Source organism: Salmonella sp. 32020114201800008SM, from assembly GCF_017572025.1.
Lineage (GTDB): Bacteria > Pseudomonadota > Gammaproteobacteria > Enterobacterales > Enterobacteriaceae > Salmonella > Salmonella enterica.
Window position 1 is genome coordinate 77,185 of record NZ_JAGEQM010000005.1, and the last position, 15,811, is coordinate 92,995.

A 15,811-nucleotide genomic window follows, 5' to 3' on the forward strand; every position below is an offset into this window, starting at 1 on the left:
ACAATAACGGAAATATGACCTCAGCCCAGCTCTGACGCTCGTTTCAACCGCGCCGAATACTTTTTTAATACCGTTATTTAGAATTGTGACAGAGTGCAAATTCAGACACATAAAAAGTCTGCTTAGCTTGCATTAAAATGCTTTCTGGCCGACCTTATATCTATTAATTACGAAGCGCAAAAAAAATCGCAGTTCCCCCCATTTCCCACAGTGAAGTGATTGCTATGTTGATTCCGTCTAAATTAAGTCGTCCGGTTCGTCTCGACCATACCGTGGTTCGTGAGCGGCTGTTGGCTAAACTTTCCGGCGCGAACAATTTCAGGCTCGCCCTGGTAACCAGTCCTGCTGGCTATGGGAAAACCACGCTTGTCTCACAGTGGGCGGCGGGCAAAAATGAATTAGGCTGGTACTCTCTCGACGAAGGCGATAACCAGCAAGAGCGATTCGCCAGTTACTTAATTGCCGCTATCCAACAGGCCACCGGCGGACACTGCTCTACCAGCGAAGCGATGGCGCAAAAACGTCAGTACGCCAGCCTGACGTCCCTCTTCGCGCAGCTCTTTATTGAACTGGCGCAGTGGCATCGCCCGCTTTATCTGGTGATTGACGACTACCATTTGATTACCAATCCGGTGATTCACGACGCGATGCGCTTTTTCTTACGGCATCAGCCGGAAAATTTCACCCTGGTGGTGTTATCGCGTAATTTGCCGCAACTGGGCATCGCTAATCTGCGCGTGCGCGATCAGCTGTTGGAAATCGGCAGCCAGCAGTTAGCTTTTAACCATCAGGAAGCAAAGCAATTTTTTGACCGTCGCCTTTCGTCGCCCATTGAAGCCGCTGAGAGCAGTCGTATGTGCGACGATGTGGCCGGTTGGGCCACTGCGCTACAGTTGATCGCCCTCTCCGCGCGCCAGAACCATACCTCTGCGCATCACTCCGCCCGCCGTCTTGCCGGGATTAATGCCAGCCACCTTTCTGATTATCTGGTGGACGAAGTACTGGATAACGTGGATGTCAGCACCCGACATTTTTTACTTAAAAGCGCGATCTTACGCTCAATGAATGACGCGTTGATTGTGCGCGTGACCGGCGAAGAAAACGGCCAGATGCGGCTGGAGGAGATTGAGCGCCAGGGGTTATTCCTGCAACGCATGGACGACACGGGCGAATGGTTCAGCTATCACCCGTTGTTTGGTAGCTTTCTGCGCCAGCGTTGCCAGTGGGAACTGGCGGCGGAACTGCCGGAGATCCACCGTGCGGCCGCGGAAAGCTGGATGGAACAAGGTTTTCCCAGCGAAGCTATACATCATGCGCTGGCGGCGGGTGACGCGCAAATGCTGCGCGATATCCTGCTTAACCATGCGTGGGGGCTGTTTAATCACAGTGAACTGGCGCTGCTGGAAGAGTCATTAAAAGCGCTGCCGTGGGAAAGCCTGCTGGAAAATCCGCGGCTGGTGTTGTTACAGGCCTGGCTGATGCAAAGCCAACACCGCTACAGCGAAGTGAATACGCTGCTGGCGCGCGCCGAGCAAGAGATCAAAGGGGTCATGGACGGCACACTGCATGCTGAATTTAACGCGCTGCGCGCCCAGGTCGCCATCAACGACGGCAATCCGGAAGAGGCTGAGCGGCTGGCGAAACTGGCGCTGGATGAGCTTCCTCTCGCCTGGTTTTATAGCCGTATTGTCGCGACCTCCGTTCACGGCGAAGTGCTGCACTGTAAAGGCGATCTCAGCCAGTCTTTATCGCTGATGCAGCAAACCGAACAAATGGCGCGCCATCATGACGTCTGGCATTACGCGCTGTGGAGCTTAATTCAACAAAGTGAAATTCAGTTCGCCCAGGGATTCCTGCAGGCCGCATGGGAAACGCAGGAGAGAGCCTTCCAGTTGATCAAAGAGCAACATCTGGAACAACTGCCGATGCATGAGTTTCTGGTACGTATCCGCGCGCAATTGCTGTGGGCGTGGGCGCGCCTTGACGAAGCGGAGGCCTCGGCGCGCAGCGGTATCGCTGTGCTGTCCACCTTCCAGCCGCAACAACAGTTGCAGTGCCTGACGTTACTGGTGCAGTGCTCGCTGGCGCGCGGCGATCTGGATAATGCCCGTAGTCAGCTTAACCGACTGGAAAATTTATTAGGCAATGGCCGTTATCACTGCGACTGGATCTCTAACGCCGATAAGGTGCGTGTCATTTACTGGCAGTTAACCGGCGACAAAAAATCCGCCGCCAACTGGTTACGTCATACGCCCAAACCGGCGTTTGCCAATAACCATTTTCTGCAAGGGCAATGGCGGAATATCGCCCGCGCGCAGATCCTGCTGGGCGAATTCGAGCCTGCGGAAATCGTGCTGGAAGAGTTAAATGAGAATGCCCGTAGCCTGCGCTTAATGAGCGATTTAAACCGCAATCTGCTGTTACTCAATCAGCTTTACTGGCAATCCGGGCGGAAAAACGACGCCCAGCGCGTATTGCTTGATGCCTTACAGCTCGCCAACCGCACCGGATTTATCAGCCATTTTGTGATTGAAGGCGAAGCCATGGCGCAACAATTGCGTCAGCTTATCCAGCTCAATACGCTGCCGGAGATGGAGCAGCATCGCGCGCAGCGCATCCTGCGAGAGATTAACCAACATCACCGGCATAAATTCGCCCATTTTGACGAAGGCTTCGTCGAGCGCCTGCTTAACCATCCGGATGTCCCGGAGCTTATTCGCACCAGCCCGCTCACCCAGCGTGAATGGCAGGTGTTAGGGCTTATCTATTCCGGTTACAGCAACGAACAGATTGCCGGCGAACTGGCGGTGGCCGCGACCACCATTAAGACGCATATCCGCAACCTCTACCAGAAACTCGGCGTCGCGCACCGTCAGGACGCGGTACAGCACGCGCAGCAGTTGCTGAAGATGATGGGGTATGGGGTTTAACGTGTGCCTGATGGCGCTTCGCTTATCAGGCCTGTAGAGTCATTTTAAAACATATTGATATTGCTGGTTTTGTAGGCCGGGTAAGGCGTAGAGGCGTAGCCGCCATCCGGCATAAACGTAAATCCAGACGCTGAGTTGGCTTCAGGCCCGATGGCCGTCGCTCAGCCGCAGGTTAAATGGCGCCCATCCATCCGGCGGGTCCTACTCACCACTGCCATAAATAATACCCTCCCGGATATCGTGAATAATGACGCCATCAATACCACACGGTTCCGATCGCCAGATAATGCCGGAACTCACGTTGATAAGAAACGTATACTGAAAGGTTGTGACCAGGAAATTCTCGCTCAGCGAGGCCTTATGATCCCAAACATCGGGTATTGAATAAATATGGCCAACATAATCATCAAGAAACAGGCTTTTAACCTGATGTGAATCCGTATCAAATAAGTGAACGTGCTGACCGTATAATATCGCAATAGTCTTATCATTATTCATGATGCCGCTGAAGCACTGCTCAACGATCCAGCGCCCCTCTTCCAGCGCGACAAAAAGACACAGCACGATAACCGGCTCGCCGTCCTGACTCACCAGCACTCTTCGCCGCATCGTTGAAGGGCCGGAAAAGGGATTAACATCCCTCTCCGGGATGGCGTCAGTAACGCGTTGTTCAGCATCAAGGAAATCAGCGTGGTATGTCATGATCCGCTATCCTTTTTACTTACCATAACCTGCACCATCTCCTTCGCCTCCTCCAGGTTGAACGTTACCGGCAAAAACCGTTCCACCACCGCAATATTGGTAAGCAAGTGAGCGGAGGCCCGTGCCACTGTAAACGCGCCTTCGCCCGCCAGCGCCAGCGGTAAAATCAGCTGGTCGGCCAGATGCTCTCCCACCGCCGCCGGGCTTGCGAGATAGCGCCGCGCTTCATGCGCAACCTGGTTAGCTACCGCTTCCGCGCTGGTGCCTTTTACGCCGAACGCGGCGAACAGTTCGGTCAACTGTTCGCTTTGGATCATCAGCGACAGCGCGTTGCCCGGCCCGCAGCCGCCTTCCAGCGCAACGACGTTTTTCTCCGCCTGCGGGAAGTGGGCTTCCAGCGTTGCGACTTCACGTTCGCCAACGTGGTAAGGAACCGCCGCCAGCAAAGCTTCAGCGGTGGTGCGCAGCGTCTCGCCGCGCGATATCAGCGTTAGCCCGCGTAAAGACGTTGCCGGTTCGACGACCGTCGCTGCCGCGCCGCCACCTGCCGGATAAAAGCCGTGTTTTATCAGCGTGGTGCGCTGGTTGATACCCATCCTCGCCAACAGCGGCTCCCAGACGCGGCAGATAAAATCGGCGCTGGGCGCGGCCTGATTATGCGTCCCGCCGTGAACCTCCACACGGGATGAACCATCGGCAAACCACAGCGCGGGCAGAACGGTTTGTAGCACCAGCATACAACTGCCCGCGCTACCAATCGCGAAACGGTACTCGCCGCCGCGAATCGGCCCCGGCGTAAAACGCAGCTGTTGTGAACCCAGCTCGTCGCCGTTCACCTGCGCGCCGCAGATTTCCGTCGCCGCCCGCACCGCCGTTAAATGCTGGCGTAGCAGCCCCGGTTTGGCGCGCCCGGCGCGGATGCCGCTCATTTCAAACGGCTGGCCGGTTATCATTGATAAACTCAGCGCCGAGCGCAAAATCTGCCCGCCGCCCTCTCCCTGTGCGCCATCCAGCGCGATGATCCTTGCCATTTTTTATCCTTTAACGCACACCACCTGCCGCAGGGTGTACATGATTTCCACCAGGTCAGACTGCGCCGCCATTACCGCATCAATATCTTTATACGCCATTGGGATCTCGTCGATCACGTCCGCATCTTTACGGCATTCGACATGCGCGGTGGCGCGAATCTGATCGTCAACGCTAAACAGTTTCTTCGCTTTCGTTCGGCTCATCACACGTCCGGCGCCGTGGCTGCACGAACAGAACGACTCTTCGTTACCCAGCCCGCGCACGATAAAGCTTTTCGCCCCCATCGAACCGGGAATGATACCGAACTCACCGCGCCGCGCCGAAACAGCCCCTTTACGCGTCACATAGATCTCTTCGCCAAAGTGCTGCTCTTTTTGCACATAGTTATGGTGGCAGTTGATCTCGTCCATATCGAGGGCGATCGGTTTTTCCACGCAGCGCTGGAGCGCCGCCAGCGCGTTTTCCATCATCGCCTCGCGGTTCAGGCTGGCGAATTGCTGCGCCCAGTGTACCGCTTTCAGGTAATCATCAAAATATTCGCTTCCTTCATTAAAATACGCCAGATCGCGGGACGGCAGCGTTTCTAACTGCTCCTGCATTTCTTGCTGCGCCAGGCCGATAAAATAGGTGCCGATGGCGTTACCGATCCCGCGCGAACCGGAGTGCAGCATGATCCATACCCGATCGGTTTCATCCAGACAGATCTCAATAAAGTGGTTACCGGTTCCCAACGTTCCCAGGTGCTTATAGCTATTGGTATTCAAAAAGCGCGGATATTTTTGCGTTAACCACTGATATCCCGCTTCCAGCTGCGCCCATTTTTCATCAACGTTGGCGGGCGGGTTTCCCCATGCGCCCACATCGCGACGCCCGCGTCCGGTGGTACGCCCGTGAGGCACAGCGGCCTCTATGGCGCTACGCAGCTCCGCCAGATTTTCCGGCAGATCGGCCGCCGTTAAGCTGGTACGCAGCGCGTTCATTCCACAACCGATATCCACGCCCACCGCCGCCGGAATAATCGCCCCTTTCGTCGGGATCACGCTACCGATGGTCGATCCTTTCCCCAAATGCACATCCGGCATAACGGCAATATGTTTGAAAATAAACGGCATTTTCGCCGTATTGATCAGCTGCTGACGGGCATCGTCTTCTACCGGTACGCCTTTGGTCCACATTTTTACCGGTGCGTTCTGGGTGGTCATCAATTCGTAATTCATCATTTTTTTCTCGTTTTAATCATTAGGGTGGCGACAAGTGGTGAAGAATCTTAACTCCGGTAAAACCGGAGGCGCAGGGATTGAACCTGCTAGCGGCACTACCCGCATAACCTGTAGATCCTTCGGCATTCGCCAAAACAGGGTGGCATGGCAAATAAATAGCCAGGATGATAGCCATTAAGAAAGATGTAATCCTGACCAGCATTCGTACCATGCTAAATTTTCATTACAGCGCCACGGGTTTAACCTCGTTCGCTGCCTTCGTTAAAAATGGCGACAAGTTTATGTGAATACACCGCTCTACCATTGAGCTACAGAGCCGGGCTCTGACGGGTCTCGAACCCGCAACAAATGTAGATCCACAGGCATTCGCCAAAATAGGGTGGCACGACAAGTTAAGGTGAATCACCCGCTCTACCGTTGAGCTACAGGGCTAAGCCCCGGAAGGGTTCGAACCTGCGTCTGGCCATACAAGGTGTAGATCCACCAGCATTCGTGCCTTCAGCGTTGCGCGACAAATTCATAGCCGGGATGATACGCATCGGGAAAGATGTAATCCCGGCCAGCATTCGCGCCGCGCTGAATACTCTTTACAGCGTCACGGCTTCAATCTCTTCCAGCCAGTGCGCGCTGCCATAGCGACCGTTAACAAAGTTATCTATCACCGTAAACACCTCGTCGCTGAAGCCGCCGACGTTCAAAATATCGCTTCGTTCCGCCGCCTGCGTGGTGCCGTAAGGCAGCAGATCGATACACACCAGGCGCGCCTGCGGGTTGCGCTTTTTCAGTTCGATCCAGCATTCCATGGTGGCCGTTGAGCCATGGCGCGATTTATCAACCCACGATTCGTTATCCGACACCATAATCACCAGATCCACCCGCGCCCGCTCGTTCAACAACCTACGCAGCGGCGCGGAGCAGTTGGTGCCGCCGCCGCCAACCGCCGCCAGCTTTTGCGCGTTGTGCATAACCGACTGGCGCGCATCAAGCTGCACGTCGACCACATCGCATTCAAACGGCAGCACGCGGGCCTGCGGATGATTACGCAGCACGGCGGCGGCGATCAGCCCGGCAACGTCCACGCAGCGGATCTTACTGGTCGCCCCCTTGCGATAGCCGGTTATCGACGACTTCATCGACCCCGACACGTCCGGGCAGACCACCACGTTGCCGCGAAACGGCGGAATGTTCTCCAGCGCGTACTCCATCGCCTGCGCTAAAGCCTCGCGAATAACCTGCGGCACGCTGCTTTGCAGATTGCTCCATGCCGACAGCAACTGATAAGGATAAACCCAGGACTGGCGCACCTGCGCCCTGTCCGCCAGCCGCTGCGCCACGCTGGCGGCAAGCGTTGCATTCTCAAACACGCCATGACGCGCCAGCGTATTCAAATTCATCCGTAACGTTTGCCAACTCATCCGCTGTGCCAGTTGCGCCCACTGTTCGCGACTCAGCGGCGCGTTGGTCAGCAGTAAAAACGGCACATCGGGTAAGGCCGCGCCCATGTCGCCTTCACGAAACGCCAGCAGCGCGCGCGTTTTTTCCGGCAGCTGCGCCTTATCGCACGGCTTACCAATCAGCCAGGCGAAGAAGGCTTCCTGCCACGCCGCCTGCGGCCGTGGGTGCACCATTTTGACGATATCCGCCAGCGACGGCGCATTGCCCACCGATGCCTGCAATAAACGCTCTTCGCTGGCGTTCTGTAACCAACGCTGCACCAGCTTCTTTGGCCGCGTCCCCAGCGAGCGCCGCCCGGTCACGCCGCTGCGCAAAATTTGCACAAAGTTACGCAGCATCCGGCCATTGTTGATCACCCGCGCAAATACTACCGGCAGCAGCGCCGAACCACGCGCCGCCAGAATGGCGGTCAACAGCGCGGGCATATCCTTCATCATCCCGCGTTCGCGGCCATAAATCGCCAGTTGCGCTAAAAACAGATCGTCGAGATCTTTCGCCGTCGCCAGAACATCATTTAGCTGCGCCTGGCCGCTGGCATAAAAAGTCTCGTTCATGCAGCCGGTCATCACCATTTGCGCCAGTTTATGGCGCGGGGTGAAGGCAAAGGCCGCTGCGCCTTGCTGATTGCTGGCGTTGGCCAGCGGCGCGTCCCTTAACAGCGAACGGAACAAAAGTGGATTAGCCATTTGTTTTTCCCATTTCCGTTATTCTCCATGCCAGAGTTATTGCAACCAGCGTGCCAGAAAATAAATCATTTTATAGTCTATTGATTTTTAAGTTATTTATTTCCTTAGCGTTCAGGTGAAAGAAAAATGCCTGCACGGCAGCCATTAAAAAGCGATAAAATTATCTCGTCTTTTAGAAGGAAATCTAAGATGCGAAAAACGGTGGCCTTTGGTTTTGTCGGCACGGTGCTCGACTATGCAGGACGCGGCAGTCAGCGTTGGGAAAAATGGCGCCCTACTTTGTGTCTGTGTCAGCAGGAGACGCTGGTCGTTCACCGCCTGGAACTGCTGTACGATGCCCGCTCTCGCTCGCTGTTTGAAGGATTAAAGAAGGATATCGCCAGCGTCTCGCCGGAAACGGAAGTCGTCGGCGTAGAAATCGCGATCCGCAACCCGTGGGACTTCGAAGAGGTTTACGCCTGCCTGCACGATTTCGCCCGCAGCCATACCTTTCATCCCGAAGATGAAGACTATCTGATTCATATCACCACCGGCACCCACGTCGCGCAGATCTGCTGGTTCCTGCTGGCGGAGGCGCGCTATCTTCCGGCGCGATTAGCGCAGACCTCGCCGCCGCGCAAAAAAGATAAACCGCATAGCACGGGCGACGTGACGATTATTGACCTCGACCTCAGCCACTACAATGACATCGCCACCCGCTTCGCCCAGGAGCGGGAGGAGACGCTCAACTTCCTGAAGTCCGGCATTGCAACCCGCAACCCGTGTTTCAACCGGATGATTGAGCAAATTGAGCGCGTCGCGATACGCTCCCGTTCGCCAATCCTGCTCAATGGCCCGACCGGCGCGGGCAAGTCGTTTCTCGCCCGTCGCATCTATGAACTAAAACTGGCCCGCCACCAGTTCAGCGGCCCGTTTGTCGAAGTGAACTGCGCCACCCTGCGCGGCGACACGGCGATGTCGGCGCTGTTCGGCCACGTTAAGGGGGCGTTTACCGGCGCGAGAGAGGAGCGTGCAGGGCTGCTGCGCAGCGCCGACGGCGGCATGTTGTTTCTTGACGAAGTGGGAGAACTGGGCGCGGATGAACAGGCCATGTTGCTGAAAGCCATTGAAGAAAAACGCTTTTACCCTTTCGGCAGCGACCAGCAGGTCAGCAGCGATTTCCAGTTGATTGCCGGCACGGTGCGCGACCTGCGCCAGCGGGTGGCGGAGGGGACATTCCGCGAAGACCTGTACGCGCGTATTAATCTCTGGACCTTCGAACTACCGGGCCTGCGTCAGCGCCAGGAAGATATTGAGCCAAACCTTGACTACGAACTGGAACGCCACGCGGCGCTAACCGGCGACAGCGTGCGTTTTAATACCGAAGCGCGCCGCGCCTGGCTGAGCTTCGCCACCTCGCCGCAGGCCGCCTGGCGCGGTAACTTCCGCGAACTCTCCGCCAGCGTCACCCGCATGGCGACGCTGGCGGACAACGGGCGAATCACGGTCGAAACGGTAGACGATGAAATCGCGCGTTTGCGCTATAGCTGGAATGACCATCGCCCCTCCGCGCTCAACGGACTGCCGGGCATTGACGCAACGGCGCTGGATCTGTTTGACCGTATACAACTGGAAAACGTCGTTGCCGTCTGCCGCCAGGCGAAAACCCTTTCCGACGCCGGGCGGCAGCTATTCAACGTTTCCCGTCAGGGGAAAGCCACGGTGAATGACGCTGACCGGCTGCGTAAGTACCTGGCGCGTTTTGGTCTAACGTGGGAAGTTTTACAGAATTAACACAGCTCCAGTTGAATATGGTTCTCCGTCAACACCTGCATCACGCCCGGCGGCGGCAGGGTATCGGTGTAGACCGCATCGACCATACTAATGCTGCCCATGTTTACCATCGCGTTACGGCCAAATTTAGAGTGATCCACCACCAGCATCACGTGGCGCGAATTTTCGATAATCGCGCGCTTAGTGCGTACCTCATGGTAGTCAAATTCCAGCAACGAACCATCGCTATCAATACCGCTAATACCGAGAATGCCGAAATCGAGGCGGAACTGGGCGATAAAGTCCTGCGTCGCTTCGCCAATAATGCCGCCGTCGCGGCTACGGAGTTCACCGCCGGCGAGGATAATACGAAAATCCTCTTTCGCCATTAGCGTGTTCGCTACGTTCAAATTGTTGGTCACGATCCGCAAATTACTGTGCCCTAACAGAGCGTGCGCTACGGCTTCCGGCGTCGTGCCGATATCAATAAACAGCGTTGAACCATTGGGGATCTGGGCCGCGACTTTGCGAGCGATGCGCTCTTTTTCTTCCGTTTGCGTCGCCTTACGATCGTGCCACGGCGTATTCACCGAGCTGGAGGGCAACGCCGCGCCGCCGTGGTGGCGCAAAATCATATTCTGTTCCGCCAGATCGTTAAGATCCCGACGAATGGTTTGCGGGCTGACAGAAAAATGCTCCACCAGCTCTTCCGTACTGACGTACCCCTGTTTTTTCACCAGTTCAATGATCGCGTCATGCCGTTGTGTTTGTTTCATGAATAATCTCTGAAAGTAACCAACCTTGCGCCGGATAGCGGCATTCGCCCTACCCGGCCTGGAAAAATATCTCGACCACAGGCCGGATACGCCTCACGTTCGTTTTCGCGCATTCAGCGTATCAACAAAGGCCATCGCTAAACCGACGATAAGCCCGGCGATGTGCGCGCCGTTCGCCATAGACATGCCAAACCAGTCAAACCAACCAGCGACTATCCACAATAATGCAAAAATAATTAAGCCGCGCTGGAGGTAAATTCCGCTTTGCGGATCGCGCTCTCCGCGCAGCCACACGTAACCCATCAGCGCATAGACGACGCCAGACAGCCCGCCAAACCACGGGCCGCTAAATTTCTGCTGTACATAGCCGCTTAGCAGCGCGCTTATCACCGTAATGACGATTAATTTACCGCTGCCCAGGCGCTTCTCTACCGCCCCGCCGAGATACCACCACCACAGCAGGTTAAAAAGAATATGCATCAATGAGAAGTGCATAAAGATATGGGTGAAGTAGCGCCAGAATTCAAATTTTAAAACCGGATCGAACGGCCACGCCAGCCACACCATCACCGTCTGATCGCCGATGAGACTCATCGCGATATAGACCAGCACGCAGGCGAGCATCACGATCCAGGTAACAGGGCCGGCTCGTTCACGCAGCGTGGCGAGAAAGGGAAAACGGCGGTAGCGTAGCCCGCTGTTAGTCTGTCCGGACTGCCAGCTAGCCGCCAGATAACGCGGATCGCCGGGATTTTCTATAAACCGCGCCAGCTCGACCCGCACACGTTCGGCCTGCGATTCATCCGCCAACCAGATATCGCTTTGATTATGTTGCTGAATAGTAAGAATGACGCCCTGGGTGGCCATGTAATCAACAAATGCCTGCGCCACGCGAGGATTCGCAAAGGAAGTAATCATCAACATTATTGCTGTCGCTTAGTCCATACAAAAGAAGACAGTATATATACCCTTCTCGTCGGAGGCTGCATCTTTATGGGATTACGCGCCATTCGCGACATCGGCAGGGAAACGGCGATGCCAGGCCTCAAACCCGCCGTCAATGCTGTAAACCGCATCATAGCCTTGCTGGAGCAGATACTGCGCGGCGCCTTTACTACTGTTGCCGTGATAGCACATTACCATCACCGCGGTATCGAAACCATGCTCACGCATAAACGCGCCCAGCGTATCGTTAGTCAAGTGAAACGCCTGCGGCGCATGACCCATGGCATAACTTTGCGGATCGCGAATATCGACCAGCACCGCCGCGCCCTGGTGCAGTTTCTGATACGCCTCTTCTACAGTGATACATTCAAATTGTTCCATGAATCGCTCTTTCATTATTGCCGGTGAAGCCAATTAAGGCATTTTATCGCCCAGTGTACGTTGACGGAGTAGCTTAACGCCATAATGTTATACATATCACTCTAAAATGTTTTTTCGATGTTACCAATAGCGCGTTTCTTTGCTATTATGTTCGATAACGAACATTTTTGAACTTTAACGAAAGTGCAAGAGGGCAGCATGGAAACCAAAGATCTGATCGTGATAGGCGGGGGCATTAACGGTGCAGGCATCGCGGCTGATGCCGCCGGACGCGGTTTGTCCGTACTCATGCTGGAAGCGCAGGATTTGGCCTGCGCAACCTCTTCCGCCAGTTCGAAACTTATCCACGGCGGCTTACGCTACCTTGAGCACTACGAGTTCCGTCTGGTCAGCGAAGCGCTGGCAGAACGTGAAGTGCTGTTGAAAATGGCGCCGCACATCGCCTTCCCGATGCGTTTTCGTCTGCCGCACCGCCCGCATTTACGTCCGGCCTGGATGATCCGTATCGGTCTGTTTATGTACGATCACCTCGGCAAACGTACCAGTTTACCCGGTTCCACCGGTGTGCGGTTTGGCGCAGATTCGGTGCTCAAACCGGAAATCGTGCGCGGATTCGAATATTCCGACTGCTGGGTAGACGATGCGCGTCTGGTGCTGGCTAACGCACAGATGGTGGTGCGTAAAGGCGGCGAAGTCCTTACCCGTACTCGCGCAACCGCCGCTCGTCGGGAAAATGGTCTGTGGATTGTCGAAGCGGAAGATATCGACACCGGTAAAAAATATGTCTGGCAGGCGCGCGGACTGGTTAACGCCACCGGACCGTGGGTCAAACAGTTCTTCGACGAAGGGATGCATCTGCCGTCGCCGTATGGCATCCGCCTGATCAAAGGCAGCCATATCGTCGTGCCGCGCGTCCATAATCAGAAGCAGGCGTATATTCTGCAAAACGAAGATAAGCGTATCGTCTTTGTCATTCCGTGGATGGAAGAGTTTTCGATCATTGGCACGACCGATGTCGAATATAAAGGCGATCCGAAAGCGGTAAAAATTGAAGAGAGCGAAATTAATTACCTGTTGAAGGTCTATAACGCGCACTTCCAGAAACAACTGGGGCGCGATGACATCGTCTGGACGTACTCCGGCGTCCGTCCGCTGTGCGATGATGAGTCCGACTCACCGCAGGCGATCACTCGCGATTATACCCTTGATATTCATGATGAAAACGGCAAAGCGCCGCTGCTTTCCGTGTTTGGCGGTAAGCTCACGACCTACCGTAAGCTGGCCGAACATGCGATGGAAAAACTGGCGTCTTATTATCCAGGCATCGGGCCGGCATGGACCAAAACGTGCGTACTGCCCGGCGGCGACATCGACGGCAGCCGCGAAGATTACGCGGCGAAGCTGCGTCGTCGTTACCCATTCCTGACGGAATCGCTGGCGCGCCACTATTCGCGCACTTACGGCAGCAACACGGAGTGGATTCTCGGCGAAGCCACGTCGCTGCTTGATTTAGGCGAAGATTTCGGTCATGAGTTTTACGAGGCGGAACTCAAGTACCTGGTGGATCACGAATGGGTGCGCCGTACTGAAGACGCTATCTGGCGTCGCACCAAAGAAGGCATGTGGCTGACCGCCGAACAGCAGTCCCGCATCACCCAGTGGCTGGCGGCGTATGTTGAGAAACACCAACTTTCAATGGCGTCGTAATAAAATCCGGGGCGGTTTATACCGCCCTTTTCGCCACATACCGCATTCACTCGCCGGGTTTTGTACAGCCGGGCATATGATTAGTGATACGGTAGCGATCGACACTTATTTGGGTAATAAAGAAGGGTTTTGCCCGCGCTTCGCTATTCCAGAGAGTTTTCCCCGTTTTACACCAGCTTTTATGAGAAAAGTTGGCATAATGAACCACACTCTCCTCCCCCAGCACGCTTTCAAAATGCGCGCGTTTATCACCGTCGGCCACGCTAAAGTCAGCATAAAAAAGATTGCTGTCCAGGTTAAACGTCATCTCTATTTCACTGGCGGACGATGGAAAGAACACAGGCAGCCAGGTCCAGATACCGGATTGCTCGGGTATGGCGGCATAATCAGGAAAATAGCTTACCTGGCGATCATCGCAGGCGGTCAGCACAGCGATGATGATTAATGCTGCACCACACCGGAGGACCTGATTAATCAGCTCAGCAACAATATCTTTATGCCACGAAGTGGATTCACGCCGTGCAATACGAATATCAGCGCCGCTGGCCGGGTCTATGCCAACCCGTTCCACATATAATTTAACCTCTTCCATTTAGTCCCTTTATTTCGCGGCCGGATACAGCGGCACATATCCCACATCCTGCACCAACTGTTGTCCCTGCGGGCTTAGAAACCAGTCCACCAGCTTTTGTGTTTCCGCTGTGGGGTGTTCACGGGTGACCATATAAACATCAACCGTGTACGGGTAACTGCCGTTACGAATATTTTCAACCGTCGGCGCAACATCGTTTATCGCCAGTAATTTAATCTCTTTATTGCTGTGCATCTGCGTAGCGTAATAACGAAAGGTATAGCCAATGGCGTTGTGCGTATTGCGATACTCAGCCACGATATCCACCATATCCCCCATCGCGGTTGCCACTGATGTTGTTTGCGCTGGCATCAGCTTCGTTTCTTTCATTACCTTCGCCAGCATCGCCGTTTGGCTGCCAGAGTTTTCCGGTCGCTGCCAGGGCTTAATGTCGATTGCCTCTCCGCCCACCTCATTCCAGTGGGTGATTCTTCCGCTAAAAATGCCGCGAATTTGTACATCACTCAACGATGACACGGGATTGTTTTGGTTGACGATAAACACAAACGCTTCACGTGCAAAGGGGGTGTAAACCAGTTTTACGCCACTGGCCTCGGCCAATTGCTTTTGAGCAGTGGAAGGCTGGGCGACAAAAATAAGATCGGCATTACCGTTAAGGATATTTTGATAGGCTTCAATGGTTCCCTGGTTTTCAAGGTAGTCTTCAGGGCAGATATCATCCGGAAAGCGCGTAAGCGCATAAAAAGCCGAGGCGTATAACGGCAAGCCAGCCGTTGCGCCATCGAGCCGCGGCCAATTTTGAGTGAGCAAAAGTGTCGGTTCATCGCGCAGCCCGGTTAGCTTGTTGCCCCATGTGTGCGCCTGATAATCGCGGAAATAAAGATATTCACTGCTCTCGGGAGCGGGATACTTCACGGCATAAAGATGTGACTGGTATACGGCACAGCTCCCGAAAAACAGCAGGCAAATCACCAGCAGGTTACGACAAGTGTAGCCCGCACCGCCGCGTAGCACTCCCCAACGCGCACCGCCATACCCTAATGCAAAACAGAGCTGCGAGCCAACCGGGATGAGCAACACTGCCCATACCCAGCCGTTGAAAAAGGATATTACGCGGGGTACTAACCAAAGCGTTTGCACCACCTGGGCGATGGGCTTACGCCCTATCGCGCGAATATTAAGATCGGTGAGAAACATCAGGATGACCCACCCCATCAGCACCACCAGAGCGGGCATAAGCAGGCAGCAATCACGCCATTCTGGATTTACCTCTGATGCATTTCCCTTTCCCCATATCCGGCCACAAAGAAAAATTAACCCTGCGCCCAGAAGCGCTACCGGGATAATGGTCGCCTCCTCAATAGATCGCGCGACGGGGATACTATTTTCAAGAACGCTAATGTACGCCCACATTCCCCCCACGATAATCGTAATAATGTTCACCAGCAGCGGCACGCCGATAAACGCCATTATGATTGACAAAAAAAGCCAATTAGCATTTTTCATTTTTCTATCCGCTAATCCCTGCGATAACGGAAGTATAAACCCGGTAGTCCTGAGCCCACCCATGCATTTTTCTGAAATCGCGACGTTAAAACATTCACGATAGCGGCAGACAGAAGTTGAAAGTTCC

At 54.7% G+C, this 15,811-nt stretch carries 12 protein-coding genes; 3 read left to right on the forward strand and 9 right to left on the reverse strand.

Features of this window, described 5'->3' with window-relative positions; genetic code table 11:
• Nucleotides 1-224 precede the first annotated feature (224 nt).
• Complete coding sequence (gene malT, locus J4613_RS14565; protein ID WP_000907030.1) at nt 225-2,930, forward strand: HTH-type transcriptional regulator MalT; 2,706 nt, start codon at nt 225-227, stop codon at nt 2,928-2,930.
• A 201-nt stretch (nt 2,931-3,131) separates the two neighbouring features.
• On the opposite strand, the gene J4613_RS14570 is transcribed toward malT, so the two are convergent.
• The 4 genes from J4613_RS14570 to J4613_RS14585 form a co-directional block, all read right to left on the reverse strand.
• Nucleotides 3,132-3,632, reverse strand: a complete 501-nt coding sequence (locus tag J4613_RS14570) for a hypothetical protein (protein WP_111742216.1) — start codon at nt 3,630-3,632, stop codon at nt 3,132-3,134.
• Complete coding sequence (rtcA, locus tag J4613_RS14575; protein ID WP_080194217.1) at nt 3,629-4,663, reverse strand: RNA 3'-terminal phosphate cyclase; 1,035 nt, start codon at nt 4,661-4,663, stop codon at nt 3,629-3,631. The genes J4613_RS14570 and rtcA overlap by 4 nt, the downstream gene beginning before the upstream one ends.
• 3 nt (nt 4,664-4,666) lie before the next feature.
• Nucleotides 4,667-5,881, reverse strand: a complete 1,215-nt coding sequence (rtcB, locus tag J4613_RS14580; protein ID WP_001105531.1) for an RNA-splicing ligase RtcB — start codon at nt 5,879-5,881, stop codon at nt 4,667-4,669.
• 590 nt (nt 5,882-6,471) lie between these two features.
• Nucleotides 6,472-8,025, reverse strand: a complete 1,554-nt coding sequence (locus J4613_RS14585; protein WP_111742215.1) for a TROVE domain-containing protein — start codon at nt 8,023-8,025, stop codon at nt 6,472-6,474.
• Nucleotides 8,026-8,214: 189 nt separating this feature from the next.
• Here J4613_RS14585 and rtcR point away from each other — a divergent pair, with 189 nt between their 5' ends.
• A complete protein-coding gene (gene rtcR, locus J4613_RS14590) occupies nt 8,215-9,798 on the forward strand; it encodes an RNA repair transcriptional activator RtcR (protein WP_111742214.1) in 1,584 nt (527 codons plus the stop codon).
• Here rtcR and J4613_RS14595 read toward each other — a convergent pair.
• The 3 genes from J4613_RS14595 to glpE all read right to left on the reverse strand — a co-directional run bounded on the left by J4613_RS14595 (nt 9,795) and on the right by glpE (nt 11,879).
• The gene (locus J4613_RS14595) at nt 9,795-10,553 is read right to left on the reverse strand and encodes a DeoR/GlpR family transcriptional regulator (protein ID WP_000815085.1); all 759 of its coding nucleotides are present in this window, start codon (nt 10,551-10,553) and stop codon (nt 9,795-9,797) included. The genes rtcR and J4613_RS14595 overlap by 4 nt on opposite strands.
• A 93-nt stretch (nt 10,554-10,646) precedes the next feature.
• A complete protein-coding gene (gene glpG, locus J4613_RS14600) occupies nt 10,647-11,477 on the reverse strand; it encodes a rhomboid family intramembrane serine protease GlpG (protein WP_000928701.1) in 831 nt (276 codons plus the stop codon).
• A gap of 75 nt (nt 11,478-11,552) precedes the next feature.
• Nucleotides 11,553-11,879 carry a thiosulfate sulfurtransferase GlpE gene (gene glpE / locus J4613_RS14605; RefSeq protein WP_000434523.1) on the reverse strand — a complete coding sequence of 109 codons (327 nt, stop codon included), beginning with the start codon at nt 11,877-11,879 and terminating at the stop codon, nt 11,553-11,555.
• A gap of 198 nt (nt 11,880-12,077) precedes the next feature.
• On the opposite strand from glpE, the gene glpD reads away from it, so the two are divergent.
• The gene (glpD, locus tag J4613_RS14610) at nt 12,078-13,586 is read left to right on the forward strand and encodes a glycerol-3-phosphate dehydrogenase (RefSeq protein ID WP_000448179.1); all 1,509 of its coding nucleotides are present in this window, start codon (nt 12,078-12,080) and stop codon (nt 13,584-13,586) included.
• Between the two features lie 46 nt (nt 13,587-13,632).
• On the opposite strand, the gene J4613_RS14615 is transcribed toward glpD, so the two are convergent.
• The gene (locus J4613_RS14615; RefSeq protein WP_000393233.1) at nt 13,633-14,178 is read right to left on the reverse strand and encodes a hypothetical protein; all 546 of its coding nucleotides are present in this window, start codon (nt 14,176-14,178) and stop codon (nt 13,633-13,635) included.
• 9 nt (nt 14,179-14,187) lie between these two features.
• On the reverse strand, nt 14,188-15,747 hold the full coding sequence (locus J4613_RS14620) for a PstS family phosphate ABC transporter substrate-binding protein (RefSeq protein ID WP_111742213.1): 1,560 nt from the start codon (nt 15,745-15,747) through the stop codon (nt 14,188-14,190).
• Nucleotides 15,748-15,811 lie beyond the last annotated feature (64 nt).